Annotated in this window: 27 protein-coding genes and 1 pseudogene; 16 read left to right on the forward strand and 12 right to left on the reverse strand. The window is 56.4% G+C overall.

Annotation, left to right across the window (positions count from 1 at the left end; all coding sequences use genetic code 11):
• The first annotated feature begins 40 nt into the window (after nt 1-40).
• The gene (locus ACODR9_RS08065; protein ID WP_488808684.1) at nt 41-2,785 is read left to right on the forward strand and encodes an HD domain-containing phosphohydrolase; all 2,745 of its coding nucleotides are present in this window, start codon (nt 41-43) and stop codon (nt 2,783-2,785) included.
• A 478-nt stretch (nt 2,786-3,263) separates the two neighbouring features.
• On the opposite strand, the gene ACODR9_RS08070 is transcribed toward ACODR9_RS08065, so the two are convergent.
• The 3 genes from ACODR9_RS08070 to ACODR9_RS08080 are packed head-to-tail and all read right to left on the reverse strand — an operon-like array spanning nt 3,264 to nt 5,010.
• Nucleotides 3,264-4,109, reverse strand: coding sequence for an MBL fold metallo-hydrolase (locus tag ACODR9_RS08070; protein WP_488808686.1), 846 nt, complete (start codon nt 4,107-4,109; stop codon nt 3,264-3,266).
• Between the two features lie 21 nt (nt 4,110-4,130).
• Nucleotides 4,131-4,457: a hypothetical protein gene (locus ACODR9_RS08075; protein WP_488808687.1), complete on the reverse strand. Its 327-nt coding sequence runs from the start codon at nt 4,455-4,457 to the stop codon at nt 4,131-4,133.
• Nucleotides 4,458-4,464: 7 nt separating this feature from the next.
• The gene (locus ACODR9_RS08080; RefSeq protein WP_488808688.1) at nt 4,465-5,010 is read right to left on the reverse strand and encodes a hypothetical protein; all 546 of its coding nucleotides are present in this window, start codon (nt 5,008-5,010) and stop codon (nt 4,465-4,467) included.
• Nucleotides 5,011-5,151: 141 nt separating this feature from the next.
• Here ACODR9_RS08080 and ACODR9_RS08085 point away from each other — a divergent pair, with 141 nt between their 5' ends.
• Nucleotides 5,152-6,057, forward strand: coding sequence for a LysR substrate-binding domain-containing protein (locus tag ACODR9_RS08085; protein WP_488808689.1), 906 nt, complete (start codon nt 5,152-5,154; stop codon nt 6,055-6,057).
• Nucleotides 6,058-6,140: 83 nt separating this feature from the next.
• Here the strand turns inward: ACODR9_RS08085 and ACODR9_RS08090 are convergent, their stop codons facing one another.
• Complete coding sequence (locus ACODR9_RS08090; protein WP_488808690.1) at nt 6,141-7,049, reverse strand: LysR family transcriptional regulator; 909 nt, start codon at nt 7,047-7,049, stop codon at nt 6,141-6,143.
• A gap of 124 nt (nt 7,050-7,173) precedes the next feature.
• Here ACODR9_RS08090 and ACODR9_RS08095 point away from each other — a divergent pair, with 124 nt between their 5' ends.
• Both ACODR9_RS08095 and ACODR9_RS08100 read left to right on the forward strand, forming a co-directional pair.
• Complete coding sequence (locus ACODR9_RS08095) at nt 7,174-7,926, forward strand: SDR family oxidoreductase (RefSeq protein WP_488808691.1); 753 nt, start codon at nt 7,174-7,176, stop codon at nt 7,924-7,926.
• 176 nt (nt 7,927-8,102) lie between these two features.
• Nucleotides 8,103-8,783 (forward strand): glutathione S-transferase family protein, encoded by a 681-nt coding sequence (locus ACODR9_RS08100; RefSeq protein ID WP_488808692.1) that lies wholly within the window; start codon nt 8,103-8,105, stop codon nt 8,781-8,783.
• Between the two features lie 144 nt (nt 8,784-8,927).
• Here ACODR9_RS08100 and ACODR9_RS08105 read toward each other — a convergent pair whose 3' ends face one another.
• Nucleotides 8,928-9,842 (reverse strand): LysR family transcriptional regulator, encoded by a 915-nt coding sequence (locus tag ACODR9_RS08105; RefSeq protein WP_488808693.1) that lies wholly within the window; start codon nt 9,840-9,842, stop codon nt 8,928-8,930.
• A gap of 95 nt (nt 9,843-9,937) precedes the next feature.
• Between ACODR9_RS08105 and ACODR9_RS08110 the strand changes: the two genes are divergently transcribed.
• The 3 genes from ACODR9_RS08110 to ACODR9_RS08120 all read left to right on the forward strand — a co-directional run bounded on the left by ACODR9_RS08110 (nt 9,938) and on the right by ACODR9_RS08120 (nt 12,329).
• Nucleotides 9,938-11,116, forward strand: a complete 1,179-nt coding sequence (locus tag ACODR9_RS08110; protein WP_488808694.1) for an MFS transporter — start codon at nt 9,938-9,940, stop codon at nt 11,114-11,116.
• Between the two features lie 272 nt (nt 11,117-11,388).
• Complete coding sequence (locus tag ACODR9_RS08115; RefSeq protein ID WP_488808695.1) at nt 11,389-11,763, forward strand: cytochrome b562; 375 nt, start codon at nt 11,389-11,391, stop codon at nt 11,761-11,763.
• Between the two features lie 47 nt (nt 11,764-11,810).
• A complete protein-coding gene (locus ACODR9_RS08120; RefSeq protein WP_488808696.1) occupies nt 11,811-12,329 on the forward strand; it encodes a cytochrome b in 519 nt (172 codons plus the stop codon).
• A gap of 115 nt (nt 12,330-12,444) precedes the next feature.
• Here ACODR9_RS08120 and ACODR9_RS08125 read toward each other — a convergent pair.
• The 5 genes and pseudogenes from ACODR9_RS08125 to ACODR9_RS08145 all read right to left on the reverse strand — a co-directional run.
• Nucleotides 12,445-12,566: pseudogene (locus ACODR9_RS08125) on the reverse strand (integrase core domain-containing protein); the annotation flags it as partial.
• Nucleotides 12,567-12,903: 337 nt separating this feature from the next.
• Nucleotides 12,904-13,107 (reverse strand): hypothetical protein, encoded by a 204-nt coding sequence (locus ACODR9_RS08130; protein ID WP_488808697.1) that lies wholly within the window; start codon nt 13,105-13,107, stop codon nt 12,904-12,906.
• Between the two features lie 183 nt (nt 13,108-13,290).
• Nucleotides 13,291-13,854 (reverse strand): DUF4865 family protein, encoded by a 564-nt coding sequence (locus ACODR9_RS08135; RefSeq protein ID WP_488808698.1) that lies wholly within the window; start codon nt 13,852-13,854, stop codon nt 13,291-13,293.
• 10 nt (nt 13,855-13,864) lie between these two features.
• Nucleotides 13,865-14,275 carry a tautomerase family protein gene (locus ACODR9_RS08140; protein ID WP_488808699.1) on the reverse strand — a complete coding sequence of 137 codons (411 nt, stop codon included), beginning with the start codon at nt 14,273-14,275 and terminating at the stop codon, nt 13,865-13,867.
• Nucleotides 14,265-14,585 carry a carboxymuconolactone decarboxylase family protein gene (locus tag ACODR9_RS08145; RefSeq protein ID WP_488808701.1) on the reverse strand — a complete coding sequence of 107 codons (321 nt, stop codon included), beginning with the start codon at nt 14,583-14,585 and terminating at the stop codon, nt 14,265-14,267. The genes ACODR9_RS08140 and ACODR9_RS08145 overlap by 11 nt, the downstream gene beginning before the upstream one ends.
• A 105-nt stretch (nt 14,586-14,690) precedes the next feature.
• Between ACODR9_RS08145 and ACODR9_RS08150 the strand changes: the two genes are divergently transcribed.
• From ACODR9_RS08150 to ACODR9_RS08165, 4 genes are all read left to right on the forward strand, one after another.
• The gene (locus tag ACODR9_RS08150) at nt 14,691-15,572 is read left to right on the forward strand and encodes a LysR substrate-binding domain-containing protein (protein ID WP_488808702.1); all 882 of its coding nucleotides are present in this window, start codon (nt 14,691-14,693) and stop codon (nt 15,570-15,572) included.
• 310 nt (nt 15,573-15,882) lie between these two features.
• Complete coding sequence (locus ACODR9_RS08155; RefSeq protein WP_488808703.1) at nt 15,883-16,545, forward strand: response regulator; 663 nt, start codon at nt 15,883-15,885, stop codon at nt 16,543-16,545.
• Entirely contained in the window at nt 16,542-17,936 is a 1,395-nt protein-coding gene (locus ACODR9_RS08160; protein WP_488808704.1) for an ATP-binding protein, read from the forward strand. Before ACODR9_RS08155 ends, ACODR9_RS08160 begins: the two co-directional genes overlap by 4 nt.
• Nucleotides 17,937-18,065: 129 nt before the next feature.
• Complete coding sequence (locus ACODR9_RS08165; protein WP_488808705.1) at nt 18,066-18,575, forward strand: hypothetical protein; 510 nt, start codon at nt 18,066-18,068, stop codon at nt 18,573-18,575.
• A gap of 214 nt (nt 18,576-18,789) precedes the next feature.
• Here ACODR9_RS08165 and ACODR9_RS08170 read toward each other — a convergent pair whose 3' ends face one another.
• Nucleotides 18,790-19,119: an antibiotic biosynthesis monooxygenase family protein gene (locus tag ACODR9_RS08170; protein ID WP_488808706.1), complete on the reverse strand. Its 330-nt coding sequence runs from the start codon at nt 19,117-19,119 to the stop codon at nt 18,790-18,792.
• Nucleotides 19,120-19,337: 218 nt separating this feature from the next.
• On the opposite strand from ACODR9_RS08170, the gene ACODR9_RS08175 reads away from it, so the two are divergent.
• Nucleotides 19,338-19,607: a DUF6396 domain-containing protein gene (locus ACODR9_RS08175; RefSeq protein ID WP_488808707.1), complete on the forward strand. Its 270-nt coding sequence runs from the start codon at nt 19,338-19,340 to the stop codon at nt 19,605-19,607.
• Nucleotides 19,608-19,728: 121 nt separating this feature from the next.
• On the opposite strand, the gene ACODR9_RS08180 is transcribed toward ACODR9_RS08175, so the two are convergent.
• A complete protein-coding gene (locus ACODR9_RS08180) occupies nt 19,729-20,649 on the reverse strand; it encodes a LysR family transcriptional regulator (protein WP_488808709.1) in 921 nt (306 codons plus the stop codon).
• Between the two features lie 283 nt (nt 20,650-20,932).
• Here ACODR9_RS08180 and ACODR9_RS08185 point away from each other — a divergent pair, with 283 nt between their 5' ends.
• The 4 genes from ACODR9_RS08185 to ACODR9_RS08200 are packed head-to-tail and all read left to right on the forward strand — an operon-like array spanning nt 20,933 to nt 24,415.
• Nucleotides 20,933-21,859 (forward strand): SphA family protein, encoded by a 927-nt coding sequence (locus tag ACODR9_RS08185; RefSeq protein WP_488808710.1) that lies wholly within the window; start codon nt 20,933-20,935, stop codon nt 21,857-21,859.
• 54 nt (nt 21,860-21,913) lie between these two features.
• Nucleotides 21,914-23,074 carry an alpha/beta hydrolase family protein gene (locus ACODR9_RS08190; protein WP_488808711.1) on the forward strand — a complete coding sequence of 387 codons (1,161 nt, stop codon included), beginning with the start codon at nt 21,914-21,916 and terminating at the stop codon, nt 23,072-23,074.
• A 53-nt stretch (nt 23,075-23,127) separates the two neighbouring features.
• Nucleotides 23,128-24,054: a VOC family protein gene (locus ACODR9_RS08195; RefSeq protein WP_488808712.1), complete on the forward strand. Its 927-nt coding sequence runs from the start codon at nt 23,128-23,130 to the stop codon at nt 24,052-24,054.
• Between the two features lie 22 nt (nt 24,055-24,076).
• Nucleotides 24,077-24,415, forward strand: coding sequence for a Rieske (2Fe-2S) protein (locus ACODR9_RS08200; protein ID WP_488808713.1), 339 nt, complete (start codon nt 24,077-24,079; stop codon nt 24,413-24,415).
• Nucleotides 24,416-24,423 lie beyond the last annotated feature (8 nt).

Here is a 24,423-nt window from a genome sequence, read left to right on the forward strand (position 1 = left end):
AGTACGTCCAGGCCCGAATCCCGCCTCCAAAGGATATGCCATGATCAAGATCCGCCGATATTTTCAGTACCAGATGGGGGGACTTGTCCTCCTGATTGGCCTGGCATTTACGCTGGGTGCTTATGCCTTGATGAGCAAGGTAGCGGAGGACGAGGCAGAAGCGACGTTAAGGTTGATCACCAATGAGTCCGGTGCCGCCATGAATCATTTGTTGCTCCCGGCTACCACCTTGCTGAAACTGCTTTCCAATGTGCCCGACCTGAAAACGGGACAGGAAAAAGACTGGTTGGACCGCCTTTCCGCGCAAACATCGATATTGCGCGATCAACCCATGCTCAACAGTGTCTATGTTGGCGGCCCGCAAGGTCAGCTTCTATTGCTGCGCGCACTCAGGGATAAATGGGACCACACCAAATTCAAGGCGACCCCGGAGGCGCGCTGGCTTGTCCAACTACAAAGGGTTGACAAGAGCCGGGGCGAAACCCAGGACTGGGTTTATCTGGATGACAAGCTGCGTATTCTGCAGCGTAAGCAGATGCCGGGCACTGAAAGCTATGACCCGCGTAGCAGGCCCTGGTATCAGGCTAGTCGTCAAAATAGTGGGGTATTGCGCACCGAAACCTACAAGTTTTATTCCTCAGGGAAAATCGGTATCACTCTTGCCAACGACATGCACGATGGCTGGGTGATCGCGATGGATATCAGCCTCGAATCCCTGCAAGAAGAGTTGGCCAGAATGGCAACCGCCTATGCTGGCTATATTGGTCTGTTCGAGCAAACCGGCGCAATCATTTCCGCCAATCTTAACGAAAGCAGCGCCAACGTCTTCTTCAAGGGCTTGGTTGAAAAAGGGGGCATTGCGGATGGCAAAGACCTGAAATGGATGGTCGATCCGAACGGTCAGTCCTGGTGGATGGGCACGGCTAATGTCAAGCTGCAGAAATATGATGACATTTTCCTCCACGTTGCCGTTCCACGTGACCGCCTGTTGGCGAAGGCCCAGAAGCTGCGCAACTTTTTGCTGGCCCTCACCTTGCTGATAACGCTTCTTACCCTGCTGCTTGCGCAACGCAATGCAGACCGGATCGCTTTGGTATTCCAGACACTGGCAGACCGAGCCAACGCACTGGTCAATTTTGATTTCCGGCAGTTTGATCAATCCAAAACCCGTATTGCCGAAATTGCCCAACTGGAAACCGGGCTTGAGCGCGCGCGGACGAGCACCGAAAATTTTTTACACTTGCTAGGAAAAGTTTCGCGCGAAGCGGACCTCGACAAATTACTGCCGATGGTCGTGGAAGAAACAAGCGAAGCTGCACAAGGCGAGTTTGCCTGGCTCTACATTCAGGACGGCACGAACTGGACTTTGCGTGCACAGCGCGGGGATCGCAACGGCAATGATTGGTTAGCGAAGTACCAGCGGCAACGCGAGGAAAATGGCGATGCCCACTTTCGTCTGGATGAGCCGATTGATGGGCGCTATGCACTGATGCTGCCCCTGTCCGGCCGACGGGGCCAACTTCTGGGTCTGCTCATTATTGAGCGCCAGCAAGCATTCAGCGAACATCACCGCAGTTTTGTCGAAGCGCTTTCCGGTTTTGCTGCCTTGACGCTGGAATCACGAGAATTGGTTGTTCAGCAAAAGCGGCTGTTTGAATCTTTCATCCAGTTGCTGGCAGAAGCAGTGGATGCCAAAAGCCCGCATACGGGCGGCCACTGTCACCGTGTTCCCATCCTGACGGAATGGTTGGTTGAACTGGCCGGCAACAGCGATGCCCCCTGCGTTGCCAACTTCAACATCGACGACGAGATGCGCGAAGCCGTGCACATTGCGGCATGGTTGCACGACTGCGGCAAGGTGGTCACCCCCGAATATGTTGTCGACAAGGCAACCAAACTGGAAACGCTGTACGACCGGATTCACGAAATCCGGACGCGTTTCGAGGTATGTAAACGCGAGGCGGAGCTGAGTCACTGGAAAGCGGCATACCCGCAAGGACTGCCTGCCATGGAAGCCGAGCAACTCGCCGTCGAATTGAAAGCCCTGGATGAGGATTTTGCGTTTGTCGCCGAGTGTAATCTGGGCAGTGAATATATGTCAGAGGATGCAATCGCACGCATCAGGCAGATCGCGGCAAGAACCTGGACACGGACCATCGACGACAGCCTCGGCCTGTCGCACGATGAAATGCGCCGCCGTTGCGGCAGAAGCAGCGAATCATTGCCAGCCCGGGAATATCTGCTCAGCGACAAACCCGAGCATCGAATTGCGCGTCCGCAGGGGCAATCTTTTGCCGATGACAACCCGTGGGGATTCCGGATGCAAGTGCCAGAACTGCTCTACGACCGTGGCGAAATCAAGAACCTATCTATCCAACGAGGTACATTGACCGACGAAGAACGTTACAAGATCAACGAGCACATCGTACTGACCATCAAGATGCTGGAAGCCATGCCTTTTCCCCGACACTTGAAGGCCGTGCCGGAAATAGCCGGCGGTCACCACGAGCGGATTGATAGCAAGGGTTATCCCAAATCCATCCCGGCCGCGTCCATGAGCATCCCCGCGCGCATGATGGCCATTGCCGACGTATTTGAAGCACTGACGGCAACCGACCGCCCCTATAAACAGGGGAAAAGCGCAGATGAATCCCTGGACATCATGCGGCATATGGCAAGAGGAGGGCACCTTGACGTCGAGCTGTTTGAGTTGTTCGCCCAGTCGGATATTCCGGCCCGCTATGCGTCGCGATTCCTGGCGGCGACGCAGGCTGGTCCGGCCTAGCAAAACCGGGCCTGTCCGATTGCGCCCCCGCCAGCAGGCCGCTGCGACCGTCCCCCTGGGGCGCACTTTCAGTGAGCGACAGGGAGCCGCTTGCTGAGAAAACGCCCCCGCAGGCGTCCTGCCTAAGCCGGCAGTTGCTGGACGCTACGAGTTAAAACCGCGTGGCACCGGTTTGCGCTACCTTCCTGAGCGACCGCTGTCCAAATCTGGCTAGGTCCGCAAAGAGTGCAAAGCGAAAGCAGCTAGAGGCCGAAGCATATTCGGCCCGATCATCCAGATACGAATGGCTGTTTAGATTGGTGAAATGGGTGAAACAGCCGTTTTCATTGAACTAGCCATGGGCTGGCTTGGCCAGACTATCTGGCGTAGGGCTAACTTCGGCGGTCGTTCGGCCTGAGCGGACATCTACCCAGTTTTCGGATAGAGGTCCGGTTTTTCATTTTTCAGAGGCTGGAATCGGCCAGTGCCATGCGCGACCTCATGCTTCGCCCTCGTAAAGCAGACCGTAGCTTCCGCGCATTTGCTTTATTCGTGCGAAGCCAAGTTCCCCCAAATGCATGCCGGCGATCAAAAGCCCCTCAGAACTCACCAGGTCCAGAAGCCGTGATCGGGTAATGGCGGCCAGGGATGGATCCTGATCGAATGCAATCGATACCTCTGGCCGCTCAATCTGGATGTGAGGGAAATGAACAATATCTCCCCAGACAAGCACGCCTTGATCATGAGATTCGAGAAGATATCCGGCGTGCCCATCGGTGTGTCCCGGTAGCGGCATTGCTTTGATACCAGGTAGCACGTCGCCGCCATCGAAAGGACGGAGCTGGTCGCGGTAGCCGTCGAACACTTGACGCGCGATCAGGAAGTTACCGCGCGCACGCGCGCTGGAGCGGCTTAGATTGCCATCATCCTGCCAAAATTCGAGCTCTCGCTGATGAACAACAAGTTCCGCATTCGGAAAGGTAATGTGTCCGCTGGTGTCCACGAGTCCTCCAACGTGGTCGGGATGCGCATGCGTCAGCAGGATGGTGTCGATCCCGGCGGGCTCAACGCCTGCCAGCGATAAATTGGTTCTCAGCTGCCCACCCCATTGCTTGATGCCTCCAGCCCCACCGTCAATGAGAATTGTGCGACCCGCGCCGCGTACCAAGTAGCAATTGATGTGCACGGCGGAAGGTTCCTGCTGTCCGGCATCGCTTTGCATTCTGGAGGCCTCTGACGGGGCGATATTCGAGAGAAAGTCCAGGCTGGCGCTGAGGTAGCCGTCGCTGATTGCGGTAATCGTGAAATCCCCGATTCGCTGACTTGGAAAGGTAAAGATGGACACAATTTTTCTCCAGAAAACTTGCTAATTTCGGGCGTGAATGTCCGATGCGGCATACCCAAAGCAACGGATGCGCGCCGTGAGACCGGTGTGGCGCGCGATGGCGTCGTCCAGGGCTTGCGTAAACTGATTCATTAATGGGGGCGTGCGAAATGTCTCAAGGCGATATTGGATTTCCGCAAAGACAGCTTGTCCGTACCCATGCCGAACCGCGACATGGATGACATGAACGTTTTCCAGTGCAGCGCCAAGAATGCGCGTACAGAGTTCAACACAGTCGCTGGAAAGCTCGGCAAGCCTTGTATCAGGTGGCATTTGTCCCGTAGGAAGATAGAAAGTGACATTTGGCATCGCGGGCCTATTCTTCCTGTTCGGTGGAAACGGTGCAGGAGCGCGTCAGTTGTTCCGTCATTGGCGCGTAGAGATGGACGCCTTCTGGCAGGCTCTCGACAAGTAGTGTGTTTTGCCGAGGCAGTCTTGCGAGCCAACGGCGTTCCGGAAACTTCTCCAGCGCAACAGCGCGCATGGCCAAGGGCGTGAGGCCTATCTGGATCAGCGGTTCGGGGCCGCCAGCACACAGCACGAGAAGTTCGTCTGCATTAACCGCAGGCGCAAGGCCAATATCGCTATAGAGATTTCGGTGCCAGTCGGTGATGTATTGCTGCCACCTTGCAAAATTGCCGCCGCCTTTCTGGCGATATTCCTCTCCAGTCAGCACGTCGAGATTTTCAATGGTGTGGACGGCCAGGTAGATCGGGCAATCCTTGCTTAAGGCCTTGAAGCGCTGCGATGTGTGAAAGCCTGTCACCGAGATGAGCGCGGGTAGTTTTTCAAGGCTGTAGAAGTTGTTCCATTCGGCTTCGCTGATGGGGTCGGTGAAGCTGCATTCCACGGTGTAGATCATCAGATTGTCCTTAGAGAAGGTGGGAACTTGCTGTAACGTAATGCTAAGCGGACAATCTGCGTTCATATAGCGATATAAAGTCAGCCTTTAGTGACATTTGCTCAAGCTGGCATTGAATACATACCCATTAGCGAGACTCGAATGCGACGTAAGATTCCAAGCAATTCCGCGCTCCAGGCTTTTGAGGCTGCGGCTCGACACGGCAGCTTCGCCCGCGCGGCTGAGGAATTAGCGCTGACCGAGGGTGCCGTCAGCCGTCAGATCGGTCGATTGGAGGCGTTTTTGGGTGTTGCGCTGTTCGAGCGCGTGGGAAATCGGGTCCGTCTTGCGCCTAACGGCAAGCGATACGCGGCGCAGGTTCGGGAAACTCTGGATCGGCTGGAACGGGATAGCCTCTATCTGATGGAGCAGCCCATCGAGGGCGGCAGCATTGATATTGCCGCAATTCCGACCTTTGCCACACGTTGGCTGATTCCTCGGCTGAAACGCTTTCAACATCAGCATCCAAACATTACCGTACATATTGCCGAGCGCATGGAGCCCTTCATTCTGGCGGGTAGTGGTTTCGATGCAGCAATCCATTTTGCGCATCCAGCGTGGGCGGGTATGCATCTACATCACCTGCTGGAGGAGGTGCTCGTGCCGGTTTGTAGTCCGGTGCTGCTTGCAGAAGCCGACGCGGGCATATCGCTAGATGAATTGCCACGCCTTCATCGGCGACAAAATCCGGACGCATGGCAGGCTTATGCGCAAGAGGTCGGCATCATGCTGACCAATTCGGCGGTGGGGGCGCGTTACGACCTCCACGCCATGCTGATTGAGGCGGCACTAGCCGGCTTGGGGGTGGCATTGGTGCCACGTCTTTACGTCATGGAAGAGCTTGAACAAGGCCGTTTGGTCGCGCCCTGGCCGGACGGCAAAACGATTAGCAAAAACTTCTGCCTCGTTCTTCCTGAGCCGATCGCGTTAAGTGGAGGGCCACTACAAGCGTTTGCGCAATGGATTCTTCACGAAGCTCGGGGCTTGGCGCCTGCCGTTGAAGCGTGAAAGCCGTCTGCGCAGTCCCGCTGTCTACGGAGAGCGGGACTGCGCTGCAGGCTGTACCTGAGTTGTTGGCAGCCATCAATCCACTAGGGCTTTGACAAGGAAATAGCCTGATTGAAACTGGGGATGCGTGAAAACACGTCCGCAATGAAGTCCATGAACACCGTCGCTCGTGTTGGCAGAAGTCTGTTTGCAACATAAACGATCTGGACGGGGACGGCCGGAGCAGAATATCCCGTTAGAATGAACTTCAAGCGACCGCTCTTTATTCCTTCATCAAACAGCCATGCCGGTCCATGCCCAACCCCCAGACCGGCGGTGACCGCTGTGCTAACCGCGTCTGGTGAGTTCACGCGAAACTTGCCGGAGACTGGAATTTCAATGTCACGAAAGCGCCAAATCGCACCGGAAGACAGTAGTGTGTAGATCACGCAGTCGTGGTTGCGCAGGTCTTCAGGTGTCTGCGGAACCCCGCGTTTCTCCAGATAATCTTCACTGGCAACAAAGACGCGGTCGTACGATCCTATGCGTCGGGCGCGTAGTGTACTGTCCTCCAGGTGTCCGATGCGGATGGCGAGTTCGGTCCCTTCATTGACGAGGTCTACATAGCGATCGTTGAGCTGAAGATCCAAGGTCAATTGGGGGTACCGTTCCAAAAACATCGGTACGTACGGCAATACAAACGCGTGGGCAAGCGCTGTCGGACAGGCTACCCGCAGCAGCCCCGATGGCTCAACGATGTTCCTGAAAGACGATTCGGACTCGTCCACCGCATCTAAAATTCGCCGAATATCTGCATAGTAACGTTCCCCTTCAGGCGTCAAAGACAGCTTGCGTGTTGATCGATGTAGCAGCCGCGTTTGCAGATGATCTTCCAGCGCTGCCACGTAGCGACTGACGTTTGGTTGCCCCAGGCCCAGATCGCGCGCTGCGGCAGAAAAGCTACCGGTCTCTACGGCGCGCGCAAAGCATGTCATCAAGAGAAATCGGTCCATGCGCCCCCTATTCATGCACTGGCAGCATGAAATATATTCAAAAGTGCCATCTTATCGTTTCATTCGCATGACTGCACACTTCTCCTCGTCAACCACGGTTGGTTGTCACTCACAGGAGAACTCCATGTCACGCTTGCAAGGTAAACGTACTCTCATCACTGGCGGCACCATCGGCATCGGTCTGGAAACCGCAAAGCAGTTTCTGGCTGAAGGTGCCCGCGTTATCGTCACGGGTGTGAGTCCCGATTCGATCGCAAAGGCCCAGGCCGAGCTGGGGTCTGAGGTTCTGGTTCTGCGCGCCGACTCGGCCAGCATCACGGCACAAAAGGAACTGGCACAAACCGTCAAGGACCACTATGGCAAGCTTGACGTCGCCTTCCTCAATGCCGGTGTATCTGTCTGGCTGCCCATCGAGGAATGGACGGAAGAGATGTTCGATCGCTCGTTCGATATCAACGTCAAGGGGCCGTATTTCCTGCTTCAGGCATTGCTTCCGGTTTTTGCAAATCCTGCCTCCGTCGTACTTACAACGTCTGTCAGTGCGCATACCGGCGCAGACCGCTCATCCGTCTATGCCGCCACGAAGGCTGCATTCCTGAACATGTCGAAGACGCTGTCGACTGAGTTGCTGGGGCGCGGCATCCGTGTCAACGCGGTAAGCCCTGGTCCGGTTGCTACGCCACTGTACGACAAGCTGGGTATTCCCGACGCCTATCGCGAGCAAGTGAACAAGGACATTGCCGCCACCATCCCACTCGGCCGTTTTGGTAGTGCCGACGAGGTGGCCAAGGCGGTGCTGTACCTGGCGTCCGACGAGTCCCAATGGACGGTTGGATCGGAAATCGTTGTTGATGGCGGCCGCCTGCTCAACCGTTGATTACGCAAGCTTGGAGTTGGTGCAGGCGTCTTGATGTCTGGTTAAGGCAACGAGGCGCTAAAGATCAGCTTCAGCATTGAGCGACAGCCCTCCTGTCCAAGCAGAGGAAACAGCGACACGCACCTCCCGTGTTCCCTGTTTCCTCCCCCACAATCCAGCCAGAGCTTTACATCACCATGACTGCACTAACCCTCATAAGCCATCCGCTGTGTCCCTTCGTCCAACGCGCTGCGATCGTACTTCTTGAGAAGGGCGTTGAATTCGATCGAATCAATATTGACCTCTCCGCCAAGCCAGACTGGTTCCTGGCACTTTCGCCAACCGGCAACGTTCCCTTACTCAAGGTGCCCCAGGCTAACGGGGAAGAAGCGATTCTCTTTGAAAGCGTGGTCATCTGCGAATACCTCAACGAAACGCAAGACGGCACGCCGATGTACCCCGTTGATGCGCTGTCTCGCGCCCGGCACCGGGCATGGATCGAGTTTGCTACCCAGACCTTCACCGAGGGTTGGCAATTCCTCCACGCACGCGACGCCATGACTGCAGACACCAAGCGCGCCACCTTCCGCGAACGGCTCGGCAAGCTGGAGTCAGAACTCGGCAGCGGGCCTTACTTCGCGGGTGCGGACTTTGGCATGGTCGATGCGGTGTACGCCCCACTGTTCCGCTACTTCGGAATCATTGACCCGGCGGTCGCTCAGCAAGTCTTCGATGGCCTTCCGCGTATCTCGGCCTGGCGCTCCGCGCTGGCTGCGCGCACTAGCGTCAGGGAGGCCGTGGGCGAAGACTATACCGATCGAATCCAGGCACATCTGCGCCAGCAGGGGGCACTCATCGCATCTACCCAAGCCTGTTGATCTATTAACCAATCCATCCCTTTCTAAACAGGAGTCACAACCATGACCACTCCACACTCGCGCCCAACGCGTGCGAAGAGGACACCAACCCGCGCCGCTGCGTGCTGATGCGAATAAAAACAGCGGCAGACCCCGTGGTGCTCGCTAGTTCAATGTCTGCTGTGACAGCGCGGATATCTGCGCTCGTAGCCAGATCAAGGCGGGGTCCTTGCCGCTACGGGCATGCCATGCCATCGAAATCGCAAATGCAGGCAAGTCAAAGGGCAGTGGGAACAGGTCAAGCTGGTCTGCAAAGCGATTGAGGAAGCGGATCGGCAGCGTGCATACATGATCGGTACAGGTCAGAAGACCGGGAACCAGACTGTAGTGCGGGATGGAGACGGCGACGCTGCGCCGGTGATTGGATTGCGCAAGCAGTGCGTCGATGAAGCTGCTGAAATTGCCCTTGCCCGACACCAGCACGTGCGACTGCGCGCAGTAGCTGGCAAGCGTCAGCTCCGCCGTCCCCCTTGGGTGCGCTTTGCGCTGAGCCATGACGTATTGCTCGGTACACAGCGGTACCGCCTTCAGCGCACCGGGTATCGTCCGCGTTGTAGCCAGCAGGAGGTCGATTTCGCCGCGCTCCATCTGGCCGACAATGTGATCGATCGTGGGTTCGTGAAATGCGATCCGCAAACCCGGGCCGCCGGATTGATCCATTCTCTTCACCATTTCCAGGCCCAGCATGATGATGGCGTTATCGTTGGCCGCGATGTGAAAAGTGCGCTCTGCGCGCAGCGGGTTGAAATCAGCAGGTGTCTCGACGACATCCCTAAGCTGGCGCAGCGCCTCGCGCAGTGGTTCGGCCAGGGCCAGGGCGCGCGGTGTCGGCACCATGCCGCGACCGCTTTCAGATGGAACCAGCAAGGCATCGTCGAACAGCGTGCGCAGCCGCGCCAACTGTGCCGACATGGCCGGTTGGCTCAGATGTAGCCGGCCCGCCGCGCGTGTCACATTGCACTCTTCAATCAGCGCGTTGAGCGAAACCAGCAGCGGCAGGTCGCCAGGATTCATATCCATGGTGTGGATACCTCGTATGTGAATAATCGATTTTATGTATAGCTTGGTAAGCAACACAATGGCTGCGTTGATGACTACGCAGGAGGACCCCCACCATGAATCGCTTACCTACCATGCTGTCTTTGAGACTGTTAAGCCTGTGTTTCTTCGCACTGGGCTGTGCTTCGCTTTCCGTCGTTGGCGCGCTGCAGTCCATCTCAAGCGCATTGGGTTTGTCGCGTGCCCACGTCGCCCTGCTCGTGCCGGCATTTGCCGTCACGTTTGCTATTGGTGCGCCGGTACTGCAAGTGTTGTTCGGCCATGGGCGGCGGCGCACCCTGCTATTGATTGGTTTGCTTCTGATGGCTGCCGGCCTGTTGGGTTGTGCCGCAGCACCCGCTTACCCCTTGCTGATTGCGGCTCGTGTGCTTACCGGTTTCGGGGCGGCCCTGGTCAGCCCGATGGTGTCTGCACTGGGGGTGGCCTTGGTACCAACCGAGCGCCAGGGCCATGCACTGGCGGTAGTCTTCCTGGGCATGACCATGGCTTCCGTGGTCGGCGTTCCCTTGGCGTCGTGGTGCGCTGCCACGCTGGGTTGGCGCGCCATGTTCGGCGCCATTGCGTTGCTTGCTGTACTGGCTGCGATCCTGGTGGCCGTTTTGATCGACGACACATCGCATGGCCAAGCCGTGCAGGTGCGGCATATTGTCGAGGTATTCGCCCATCTGCCGACAGCCGGTGGCCTAGCCGTCACGGTCCTGGGGCTGGCTTCGCTGTTTACCACCTACACGATGATTACGCCTATCTTGCGCGACCAGTTCCATGCGGGCGCGCAGAGCATCTCGTTTGCCCTGTTCATCTATGGCCTGGCCGGCGTAGCCGGTAACCGAGTGGCGCAACACCTCGCTCTGCACTGGTCATCGATGCGGTCTGTGAAGTTTGCCTTGATCCTGCTGGTGCTTGGCTTCGCCACACTCTTTTTGGCGCCCGGCAGCTTAATCATGGCCCTGTTGGCGCTGCTGCCCTGGGCGGTTGCCGTCGACGTGCTATTGCCCGCGCAGCAGCGCCGCATCGTCGAACTACGCCCAGATATGCGCGGCCTGGTGCTGGCCTTGAATTCGTCGGCGCTCTTTGTCGGCATCGCCATGGGCGGCGCGCTCGCAGGCTACGTGTCGACGCACTGGGGCCTGGAAGCACTCCCCTTGGTATCGATCGGGCTTAGTGCGCTGGCCTGGGTGGTGTTGACACGCACTGCGCCGCGCGGGGTAGGCGGCGTGCTGGCGCCCACTTGCTAAGACAAGATTAGCCCCGACTGACGAGTCGCTTGCGCTGTTGTCAGCGTTCACTATCGATGTTGATGCTAAGTTGCGAGCGCTGGGTATTGTTTGATTTCATTTACCGTGAGTCGCTGTAATGCACCCGATGGGGAAATAAAAAATGACTTTGATTATGGGTGGGCTTAATTGAATATGACAAATGCCGTTACTGTTTTTGCAGGGCATGGTTCTTAAGCTTTGGTTAAGAAACTTCGCTTAGGATGGGCGTACCCTTTCAAGCGGAATATCCAATGTCTACCTTTATGAAAAAAGCATGTACTGTGCTCACCATGAGTGTGCTATCTCTTTCCTTGATGTCCATGGCTCAGGCCGGTGAGGTAAAGAAAGTAATGAAAGATATGAAAATTGCCATGCAGCAGGCGATGGACAGTAAGTCAATGCCTGAGTTTTCCCAGAAATTTTCACGACTTCAAAATGATGCAAAGCTAGCCAATGCGCAAGCGTGGAAAGCTGATCCTGCTTTGTATAAAGAGGGCATGCAAAAACTGCAGTTTCAACTTGATGCGGTTGATGCTCAGATTAAAGCGAATAATTTATCAGCTGCTAAATTGGCGTTGAGTAATGTCAATCCCATCAAGAAAAAGTATCACAATTATTTAAATTAATACTGGGGTAGGCGTCAATGGAGTCATCTGTTGCAGTAGGAGTTGCTATGAAAAATTCCGAGCGTTATCCATTTGCAATCATACTTATTCACTGGTTAATTGCAGCGGTAATCGGTGCCAATCTAATTATTGGGTGGATGCTGGATGATGCAACAGAGTTGCTTGATTTGCATCGCACGCTAGGGATGGTGATTCTTGTTCTGGCGGTGTTTAGATTGTTTTTCCGGTTTTTGAGTCGTAGAAAAATTCCTGCCTCGGTAAATGAGCCTGGGACGCTACAGTTCTTGGCGGAAAAGATAGTGCATTCTCTGCTGTATGTTGGAATGGTTATGGTTCCCTTGTTGGGCTGGCTGAAGACCAATGCTGCAGGGCATGATCTGGTGTTGTTTGATACCGTCAACTTCCCGACTTTAATCGAAAAAAATAGAGAGCTATCATCGATTTTTGGTTTGTCACATTCGATTGTGGCTTATTGTTTTGCGTTGTTAATTGGGCTGCATGTTGCCGGTGGTGTTGCGCACTACATGATGGAAAAGAAAAATATCTTTAAAAGAATGATTCCTTAGATTTTGGTGAGAATCGATAGTAGTGAGTTTTGTTGATTTTTAATAATGACGACGCTTCCCCCCCCCCCCACTTCCAGTAGTGGGGGGCTTGAGAGTCCAAGCTTAATTTAGCTGATTTCTCCGTCAGTGATTCGGCATGGGCTGCCGGTGTCAAACCCCCAGTGCCTTCTTCGGCCTTTCATTGTTGTATTCCCTTCGCCAGGCTTCGATAACAAGCTGGGCCTGGTGCCGGTTGAGTGCGCTGGAGAAACAGGTATGGGTGATGCCTGCTTAGCAAGCAAGATATAGACAGATAGGCCTTGCAAGTCTGATTTGGGTCGGGTGCGGCCCAAGCGGGTGAGGGAAGCTGCCAATGAGGCAGGGCGTATCCCTTCGGGTAGCAAGCCGACAGGTTTCAGACCTTGCGCGGGGTACTTCCCAGCGGCAGCTAAGGTCGATCTGCCGCCGACAAGGAGAGGACCAGGGGGAGGGGAATTACGAGACAACTCACACTGGGGCCGGAGTTAACCTCATGTCATGGACTCGTAATTGCATGTCATTGAATGACTGCTTGGTGACTGCAACTAGGGGCTAGTTAGATCAGGCTTATGCGATCATTTCTCTCAATAACATTGATCTGGTACTGGGCATCATTAAGCTGCTGATACACATCGCGCAGAAGGGTTTCCAGCAGTTCGAGCCTCATCTTTTCTGCGGAACTCGACGTCAATCCTGAGATTTCCTTAGCAAGGAGGATTGCAGCTTGCAGTTCTCCTTGTGCAATTTGGAGCACGTCCATCTTTTTACAATTCCAATACGTTTGGGTAGGCATTGATGCTTTGTGCATATTCTACCACCGATAGACATACACTTGTTTGATTGAGACTCCCAATCGTCCGGTAAATGGTTTCATCAGGTTGGGGGCTATCAAGTGCTGGGCAGCGCGTCTTGGCGCCACCCCGCAGATGATCATTCTGCACACTCAAGACTTCATCGCAACGTAGCCAATCTGATAGCAATCGCCGTGCATGGCCTGCGGTAGGTTGTTCTGCTCTTTACGCCATGTAGAAATACGCAGCATCTGCCATTGCTGTGGATCGTAAGCACTGACAACAGATAAAGCACCTTGCTGCTGCAGCCTGATGGCCAGCTCCTGTTCCTGCTGACGTAAGGCGTCAAGTGACTGGCCTTGTGGAATGGCTTGCGCGTGCCGGTAGCAAATGGTTGCTGAGGACATGGCGTCACCGCCTATGCAGTCCCATACCGACCAGATATCGATACGGGGTCTGCCGAAGTCCTCGCACAGTGCCCTGAACCCAGAACTCGACAGGAACTGATTGATTCCCTCGTTATCCTGCCAAAGATAAAACGGGGCATAGGCATTAATCGCGCCTGGGCGTTGGCTAGCCTTTTCCGACCAGAGGTATGCCTTCCATTCAAGATGGGGGAAGCCATCCAGCAGATAGCCCCGTTCACGAATTCGCTGCCTGATGATGGCCATGTCGTAATCGGCTGGCAGGACAAATCGGTATTGCATGGCAAGCATGGAGTTTCTCCTAGATACAGTTCTCTGGCAGGGCAGACTTGCCGTTGCCGAATGACCAGTCTTCCAGTCCGGTAGTGGTGATCACCACCATGATGTCTTGCTTGCGCAAGCCGGGGCTTGCCTCCAGGCACGCTGCCAGCTTTGCAAAAAATGTGCGTTTGCAGGCAGTGCTGCGTGCACGGCCAGCCGTAATGTGGAACAGGATGAAATCGTCACTGCGAGCGTCTGACAGGTACTCCCGATCAAAAACCAACTCACCAGCCTGACATTGCTGAAACACCTGAAAACAGTCGCCGACAGGTACTTCAAAACTTTCTTCCAGTGCTTTTTGCAGGCTGGCAGAGATGGCCCTCAGCCAGGATGAGGGCTTGCCTGCAGCTAGAGCGATACGGACATAGGGCATGATGAACTCACTTTCCATGTGGAATGCTGGCCAGCAGATCCACGGCAGATGCCGCAGCTGGCCATCCGGCGTAAAAGGCCAGATGGGTGATGAGTTCGCCCAGTTCGGCACGGTTGATGCCGTTGTCCATGGCCAGCTGTAAATGAAAAGGCAGCTGCTCTAGGCGGTATAGCGCGGTGAGTGCGGCCACCGTAGCAATGCTGCGCTCACGCGGGCTCAGTTCAGTGCGTTGCCAAATGTCGCCAAACAATAGCGATTGGGTAATTTCGGCTAGCTTTGCAGCCTCATTCCTCATGTTCTGCATGCTTGTTGAAGTGGGGGTAGGCATGATTTCTCCATTACCTGTTTTGACAAAGCCCAGCTTATCCAGTCAGAATGGTTTTGATAATCAAAATGTTTTTTTCTTATTGTTCATTTTATCGGGATGGTTATTGTGAGTCGTACCAGTCTGGATCTGGAAGTACTGCGCAGCTTTGTAGCGGGAGTGGAGATGGGTAGCTTTGCCATGGCTGCCCAGCACATGAGCCGATCGACATCAGCCATCAGTGCTCAACTGAAAAAACTGGAAGAACAGGCTGGCCAGCCCTTGATGCGCAAGGCAGGTCGGGGGCTGGTACTGACACCGGCCGGGGAAGTCATGCTGGCCTATGCGCGCCGGCTGTTGGCACTGAATGATGAGGCGGTGCAGGCCGTTCAAGGCAGTGGGCTGGAGCACGGCTGGATACGTTTTGGTATGCAGGAAGATTTTGGTGAGTCACTGCTGCCAGCCATTCTTGGGCAATTTTCCCGTGCCCATCCGCAGTTCCGGCTGGATGTAAAAGTAGCACGCAATCAGCAACTGCTGGATGGATTGACCAAAGGTGAACTGGACCTGGTATTAGCCTGGGATGGCGGACAGTCATGGCCGTATCAGGAAGAGATGGGGACACTACCGCTGTGCTGGATAGACAGCAAAGCTAATCCGGTTGAGTACCCGCCGGTCAGCACCATTCCATTGGTGGCATTTGAAGCGCCATGTTTGATGCGCGCGGCGGCTTGTGCCGCGTTGGAGCAGGCTAATCTTGCTTGGCGGCAGGCGTTTTGTAGCAGTAGCCTGAGTGGGATCTGGGCCGCCGTTGCTGCAGGACTGGGGGTGACGGTGCGTACCCCCGCTGGTTTGCCGGATACGCTGCAGCTGCGTAAAGATCTGCCTGCACTGCCAGATATCCGACTCATGCTTTATCGTGCTGAGTCATCCGTTTCTACTGGCAGTGAACGCTTGTCAAAGATTATCAGCCAAGCCTTGCATGAATATCTGCATGGTCTGCAGCCGTAGTGACTCTCTTCTCGTTTTTAGAAGGATGGCAGGAGCGGCTGAGGCATTCTGTACGAGCCGGAACATACGTCGGTCGGCCAAACCGGTCTGTCAGCACGCAAGGTAGTCAAGACCGGTTTACACAGAATTTCGCACACGCCCGATCGTCAGGGCCAGTTTGCAATTGTGTTTGAAGCTATCTGTGACCACGCCGCAAGGCTTCAGGTACTTGCCGTATTGAATCAGGTGAAACTGGTTTAATACAGGTCATCATCGTCAGTCATGTCTTGTATTACGCTGCCACGGTTCCCCCCTCTCAATAAGGATTTCAATGCGCATTTTACTTATCGAAGACGACTCTTTGATTGGGGATGGTCTCAAGGCCGGGCTTGAACACATGGGGTTTGCCGTGGATTGGCTGAGCGATGGCAAGCTGGGGCGGACGGCGTTGGCCTCCGCCCCGTTTGATGCAGCAATTCTGGACCTGGGGTTACCCGGAGTGGACGGCATGTCTGTGCTAGCTGCTTGGCGACGACAAGGGGACACTGTGCCGGTTCTGATTTTGACCGCAAGAGATGGCATGGCGGACCGGATATCTGGGCTCGACATGGGCGCGGACGACTATATGGTCAAACCTTTCGTGCTCGAGGAGGTTGCCGCTCGACTGCGTGCGCTGATACGCCGTCGCCATGGATGGATGCAACCGATGCTTTCACATGGCGGCGTGGTATTGGATCCGGTGGCCCGTTGTGCGTGGTTGGGTGATCATCCACTTGACCTGACCGCTAGCGAGCTTGCGCTGCTGGAACTTCTGCTCAGCAATAAGGGACGCATTTTGCCCCGTGAACTGATCGAACAAAAGCTCTATGCCTGGGATCAGGAGCCGGAAAGCAATTCCATCGCCGTGTTCGTGCATCACTTGCGCAAGAAACTGGGGAGCGATTTCATCCGCACTCTGCGTGGCATTGGTTATACCTTAGGAGTTGCGCCGTGAAGTCGCAAACTGGTTTACGGCGGCGGCTGATCATTTTCCTGCTGCCTGTAGTCCTGCTGACCTGGTTGTCCGCCAGTGTCATGGCTGTCCTGATGACGCGTCACGAGGTGGATGAACTTTATGATACGCAGATGGCCGACTTCTCCCGTCAGGTCATGCGTATGAGCCAGTCAAATGCAGCCGCGCCCGCCAGTCCGGCTATCCAAGACCGCTTGCTGCTGGGCAACGGCAATAACGGCACAGTCAATGTGAGCGAACTGGGTTTTGCCGTTTGGGGCAGCCGGCATCAACGTATATTCAGTGACGAACAGGGCAAGAACCTACCGTTCGAGCCGGGGCTGGAAGGTTTTGCCAATCGTATCGTCCCCGGTTCTGGTCAGGAATGGCGTGTCTATTACCGCTCCGCACCGGATGGTGCCACCAGGGTGGCGATCGTTCAGCGCCTAGATGAACGCTGGTTTGTCACTTCCAAAATCGTGTTGACGCAGGCATTACCCTGGTTACTTGCCTTGCCCTTCATGCTATTGCTCATTCTCTGGGCGCTTGGCAAGGCACTGTCCCCGTTAGGACATTTGACCCGCTCGCTTGTGAATAGAGACGGAGATGACATGACGCCCTTACCGTTGCAAGTGCCTACCGAGGTATTACCACTTGTAGAAACCCTCAATGCGCTGTTTGTACGGATATCCCGGAGCATGGCGCGAGAGCGTCGCTTTACGGCCGATGCCGCACACGAGCTGCGATCGCCATTGGCTGCGCTCAAAGTCCAGGCCCAAGTGCTGAAGATGATTCGCGATGAGGGCGCGCAACAACATGCCCTTTCCCAATTGATGTGCGGCATCGAGCGTGCCGAGCACCTGGTCACCCAGATGCTGGTCTTGTCGAGGCTCGATGCGCAGGACTCTCCACCGCAGTGTGAGCCCGTAGACTGGGAGCGCGTAGTTCAGTCGGCCCTGCATGAAGTGGCGTGGTTAGCCGAGCAGCGCGATAGTTTCCTGAGCCTGCGTGTAGAAGACGGCCAGACCTTACCGGTCAATGGGGATGAAACACTGCTGGGGCTGCTGCTGCGCAACTTGCTGGACAATGCGCTGCGATACGGCCCCGAGGGAGTGGAAATCACGCTGCGGCTGACGCCAACCGAGGTGACGGTGCTGGATAATGGGCCAGGTATTGATCCCGCTTGGTTATCACAAGTTGGAGAGAGATTTCTTCGTCCTCCCGGCCAAGCTGTGACAGGCAGCGGACTGGGATTGTCGATTGCTAAACGTGTGGCGCAATTGCACGGCTTGCAGCTTGAGTTCAACGCGCGTCCAACGGGGGGACTTGCGGTGCGTCTGATCAAACAACTACCTGATTCCGATCGTTCTTCGGGGGGCGAAATTACTGGTTAATTTTCGATTAAAACTTGCACGGGAAAATGCATTTGTGGGTGTATCCGGTCCCCGGCAAGAGACCGTATGTATTGTTGCAATTTTAATCGAACACCGTTCTCGCCAGTACGCAAAATCAGGAAAACAATGATGAACAAAGAAAAAAGTACGATCAATCTTTCCGCTGTCAAATGGGGTTTGGCGCTAGCCATGTTGACACTTTTGATCAATATTGCCTTTGGTGCTCTGTTCGGACTGAACGAGGACATGTTTCAAAATTACATTCAGGCCGGGATTTCGGCTCACCCGGCATTATTCAAACCTAACGACGCTGAAATTATTTGGCGCATGGTCCAGCGTGCGCACTTCCATGCTGGTGGGATCGGTGCTTATTCACTGGGTTTGGTCATTGTGACCGCGCTGACCAGTATGTCTGAAAAGCGCAAGCAGATTACTGCGCTGCTGATAGGCCTGTCCATTTTCTATCCACTGGCCTGGTTTGCCATGTTTCTGGTCGCACCTGATATTGGCCGCTCCGCGTCACATCATGCGTTTTTACCCGAATTGTTTACGCGTATCGGCGTAGGTGGCTTGTGCCTGGGCATGCTATCGCTGATTGTCGGCGTATACCAGGAGTGCTTTCAGGGCAAGAAGGCCTGATCTTTCGGGACCGGTGCCAACGGTACCTTGCTCACGCCGCCTGCCTAGGACGTGTCCGACGTTCTGTGTAAACCGGTTGTTATGCCCAGCCACTCTCATTGGCCACCTGGTTAGCGGCAGTTAGGCCAAAGCCGCTATTCGATTGAATAGCGGTCTATGGCTGCTTTACGCACATGTTCAGACTGATGCATTTCAGGGCTGGTGATATACCAGGCTATCTATCAACGGGGGCCTGTCCTCTATCAAGCAGACCATAATCCCGTTTGACTGCAGCCACCCGTAATCGGTAATCCGCAAAGATACCTGTCCGACCCCATTGTTGTGCGCTGCGGTGCTGCGCTAACTGAGGCCATTGTTGAACAGCGGCTTCGTCGCGCCAAAACGATAAGGACAGAAGCTTGCCTGGCTGATTCAGGCTTGCAAAGCGTTCAATCGAGATGAATCCATCCATTTCTTGCAGCAATGGGTTGAGTTCAGCAGCCAAAGACAAGTAGCGCGGTTGTGCATCAGCACTCAGTTCAACTTCAAAAATGACAGCAATCATTCTGACTCCTTGTTAATTGAACTCGGGAACGCGCGCATTTGGGGAAGGGCGCCAGGATTGTTGTGCCAGGGTCTGTGCACTTACCCCATGCTGCAACAGGTGTTCAATTCCCGCAGAAGCAATACCGCATCACCTGCATGCAGTGGACAGCCAGACAGCTGGGTATCGGCTGAAACAAAGCGGCGTGTATTCTGGATAGGTGGCAAATCGTTTAGGACATGCGCCACCCACTCAGCCCCTTGCTACCAGCCAAGCTCCCCACTTGGGATGGCAGCTTTGAATGGGAAAAAGAGTGGAAGGAAAATACACCACCAGCCAAGCCTGATGAAAAGCTGGTGATTGCCCTGGCCAAAGCAAAAAAGCTGGATCCAGCCACTGGCTTACCCAGGACTGAACTGCCAAAACCCAAACAACCACCCCAAATCAAATTGGGATACGCAGGCCACAGTCATCCTTATCCAGATGCAACAATCGCTGCAACGACTTGACCGGCTCCAGCTCAAGCCGTTAGCCCCGCAGTAAGGTTACGCCACGGCCAGGCGGTGGTTTTTGGATTCCATATCGGCCCAAAGCCGGGTCATTTGCGGGCATGGCCAGCCTGCGGCTTTATCAGCCCATGTCCTCTTCCATCTCGCGCGCGCTTTCTAGCAGCACCTGGCGCAACCATTCTATGCCTGGGTCATTGGTGCGATAGCGATGCCATTGCATCATCTGGTGCATCTGCGCCAGCGGCAGCGGGCTTTCCTTCAATACCACCGGCAGTTGCGGTGCCAGCTTGCGCGCCAGACGACTGTGCACGGTGGCGATGCGGTCCGTTCCCTGCACCAGTTCCACGCAAGAGGCGAAGTTGAAACTGGTCACCTCCACGCGTCGCGCAAAACCCAGTTTGTTGGCCATCCATGCTTCCACCGAGCTGGAATTGGTGCCGGGCGGCACCATCACCACGTGGCCGGCGTTCATGTAGCGCTCCAGCGTGAGCTCGCCTTCAGCCAAGGCACTGTCGCGCCACACCACGCACACATGGCGTTCGAGGAAGACTTCTTCGGCAGGGTGGTCGGGCGTGCAGAATTCCTGTGGCAGTACCAGCAAATCCACCTCTGCGCGGTCCAGCGCGCGGGTCGGGTCCTGCACCTGTGGTATCAGCGCAAAGCGGATGCGCGGCCCCTGGGCATGGGCGCGCGCGATCACGCGCGGGATCAGCACGCTCAGGCTGAAATCCGAAACCGAGATGCGGAATTCCCGGTTCGATTCGCTTGGAACAAAGGCCGGCTTGGCCGAGATCGAGCCTTCGATACGCCGCAGCACATCGTTGACCGCATCGCGCAGCACCTCGGCGCGCAGCGTGGGTTGCATCCGGCGTCCGACCTGGATCAGCAATTCGTCATCGAAGTATTCGCGCAGGCGGGCCAAGGCATTGCTCATGGCTGACTGGCTGAGATTGGTCTTCTCGGCGGCGCGGCTGATATTGAGTTCGGTCAGCAGGGCATCCAGAGCGACCAGCAGATTCAGGTCGAGCTTGTTGAAGCGCATGGATAAGTCTCCCCGGTAGGGTGCCAGCGCTGCTTGCGCAGGCTTGCTGGGTGCGGTCAGGTATTGATGCCGTCCATAGCATGAATCAAAACAATCCATTTGATCAATATCAAACCCGATCTTAATGTTGACTCATCCGCTGCACGGCCTCGCAGAGAAACACGAGAAAAGGCCGGCACGGTAAATCGGTGGTGCTGGAGGCACTGCTGTTCTACCTGGCTTACATAACACGCCGCAACGGCGAAACAACAAGCCAGGGAAGGTAGGAGACTAGGAGACAGAAATGAAAACAACACACGTACCAGCCCGGCGGCTGGCCGCTTATGCTGCCCTGACCGTTTTGGGTGCTGGCAGCATGCAATCCGCGCTAGCCTTTGAAGGTGGCATTTCGCCATTCCCCACCGGATCTTCCACCGAATACATCGCCGCCTTGCCGCCCATTCCGGGGGTATTCGCGGTGGAACAGTTCAACTACAGCAGTGCAAACGGTCTGTACGACAACCAGGGCAATAAGCGGCCCATCCCCTTCAAGTCCAACGTCTCCAGTTTGACCACGCGTCTGCTGGCTTCCTATGGCGTGGAATTTCTGGGTGCCAAGGTGTATTCGCAACTGGTGCTGCCCGTTGTTTCGCTGCATACCGAAGTGGCGGGGCAGGGCGAAACCCATAACGGCCTCTCCAACGTCACCGTCACACCGCTGTTTCTGCGCTGGGACGTGGCTGCCAACACCAATGTCACGTGGGGATTGGACTTCGCCCTCAAGAGTGGTGCCTACGATCCTGCCCGCACCAGCGTGGCGGTGGGCTACAACTCCTACCAGCCGGTGCTGGCCATCCGCCACAACGACCCGAACGGCCTGGACCTGGGCATCTCCAACCGCCTGCTCTTCAATGACAAGAACAGCGATACCCACTACCGCTCTGGCTCCGCCTATGTGGCTGAATTTATCGGTGGCTGGAACTTTGGCAAGTGGAAGATCGGCGCCACCGGTGCCTATCTGAACCAGTTCACCGACGACAGCCAGAACGGCAGCAGCATCACCGGCAACCGCGCGCGCAGCTTCGCCATCGGGCCGACCGTGGCCTACAACGCCGGCAGATTCAGCATCAACATGAACTACCAGCAAGGCCTGTATGCCGCCAACACGGCCAAGAGCAATGCCGTCTGGATCAACTTTGCCATGCCACTGTGGCTGGGCGGGCAGCACTGAGGCGGTATCAACACGGCATTCGCCAGCATTACTCATTATTAAAGGAGTCAAACCATGTTCCGTTACTTCCCGACGAACTATGTCTGGAATCTTTCCGTCGATCTCGCCATCGAGATGGGCGCGCGTATCGGAGAAATCGAGGCCATGTGCGCGCCTTTGCAAGAGGCAGCCAGGCAGCCGGACGCTGAGGGCACTGCCGCCTTCCGTGCCACCTGGGCCGACATGGCGGAAAAATTGTGCAGCCTGGCCGCCGAGGACGAAGGGCGCGGGCGGCTGCTCTCGGCCGGTGCCAAGTACAAGCGCGCCGCCAGTTATCTGCTGACCTGTGAGCGCCTGCAGGGTCACGGCGCACCGGGGCGGCTGGAACTGTACCGGCGCTTCCTGGAAGTGTTTCAGCGCGGCATTGCCTTGTCAGGCGAGAACTGCGAGCGGGTGGAAATTCCTTATGAGGGCAAGGTCATTTCCGGGCTGTATGTCCGCGCCAGCAAGGTCGAAGGCCCTGCGCCGGTGCTGGTTCAGCTCAATGGACTGGATTCGACCAAGGAAATGAAATACATGGTCGGCTTGCCCGGCTGGCTGGCCGAGCGTGGCGTCTCCTCGCTGGTGATTGACCAGCCAGGCACCGGCGAAGCCCTGCGCCTGCACGGCCTGACCGCGCGCTTCGATGCCGAGCACTGGGCGCGCCACGTGGTGGATTGGCTGGAGCAGCGCGACGACGTGGACCCGGCACGCATCGGCTGCGAAGGGGTGTCGCTGGGCGGTTACTACTGCCCGCGCGTGGTGGCCATGGAGCCGCGCTTTGCCTGCGGCGTGGTGTGGGGAGCCAATCACGACTGGCGCGACGTGCAGAAGCGCCGACTGGAAAAGGAGGGCGACTTCCCGGTGCCGCATTACTGGCAGCACGTGTGCTGGGTGTGGGGCGCCAAGGACATCGACGACTTCATGCGCATTGCCCAGGACGTGCACCTGGATGGCGTGGTCGAGAAAATCCGCGTGCCTTTTCTGGTTACCCACGGCGAGAAGGACAGCCAGATTCCGCTCAAGTGGGCGCAGCGCACCTACGAACAACTGGTCAACAGCCCCAAGCGTGAATTGAAGATTTTCACCGAGCGCGAAGGTGGCGTACAGCACGCCAGTTTCGACAACTCCATCAATGCCGGTCACGTTATCGCCGACTGGGTGGCCGAAACCCTGGGCGGGCGTACCAAGGCCTGATGTCTACCGCACAACGCAATACGAAAACACTCAGTCAATCAAAGGAAATACCGATGAACATCATTGGCCCCGATGCCCTGGTCTTCGGCGTGGATGATCTGCCCGCCTGCCGCCAGTACCTGCTCGACTACGGCTTGCAAGATGCAGGCGACGACCGCTTCGAAGCCCTCGATGGTACCGCCATCGTATTGCGCGCCAAGGACGACGCCACCCTGCCACCGGCCATGGATACCGCCAGCCTGCTGCGCGAAACCGTCTATGGCGTGGCCGATGCCGCCACGCTGGACGCCATCGAAGCCGAACTGCGCCGCGACCGCGAAGTCAGCCGTCGCGATGGCGTGGTGCGCTGCGTCGATGACATGGGCTTTGCGCTGGCTTTCCAGCAGACGGTGCGGCGCGAGCTGACACTGCCTTCCGAGCGCGTCAACAGCCCCGGCGACGCCCAGCGCGCACCCAACCAATTGGGCTTGCCTGCGGACTTGCCAGCCCTGCCGCGCACGCTGTCGCACGTGGTGTATTTCGTGCCTGATGTCGCCAAGGCCGAGGCTTTTTATCAACGCCTGGGTTTCATCTGCACCGACCGTTTCATTGGTGTGGGGCCCTTCCTGCGCCCGGCCGGTACGCAAGATCACCACACTCTGTTCATGATCCAGACGCCACCCTTCATGAAAGGCTGCGAACACTTTACCTTCCACATGGGCGGCCCCACTGAAATGCTGCTGGCCGGGACCCGCTTTGTCGAGAAGGGTTACCAGAGCTTCTGGGGGCCGGGACGCCATCGCTTTGGCAGCAATTGGTTCTGGTATTTCAATTCGCCGCTGGGCTGCCATGTTGAATACGACGCCGATATGGACCTGCACGATGAACAGTGGGCCGCGCGTGAAGCGCCCATGGGCGCGGATGCCTCGCAACTGTTCTTGTTCCAGTACCGTGAAAAGTGGGCGCCGGGCAGCCCGCCGCCGCCTGGCGCGGCACATTGACCCTGGCAGTGCGGAGACGGCCATGTACCTGTGCCATATCAGCCAATTACCCGAGGACGGCGCGCGCGGTTTCGATACCGAAGGCGCAGGGCTGGCCACCATCTTTTTGCTGCGCAAGGGCGATCAGGTGCGCGCCTGGCGCGACGCCTGCCCTCACCACGGCACACCACTGCCGTGGCGGCGCGATGCCTACCTCGACATGAGCGGCCAGCATGTAGTCTGTGCCGCGCATGGCGCGCTGTTTGATCCGCTCAGCGGGCTGTGCACGCTCGGCCCTTGCTTGGGCGACAGACTTACCCCGGTGCCATTGCGCATTGATGACGCAGGCGGCCTGCATGTGGCAGGGGGTGAGCAGATTTAAATCGTGCA

The sequence above is a fragment of the Aquitalea sp. FG25 genome (assembly GCF_057809375.1).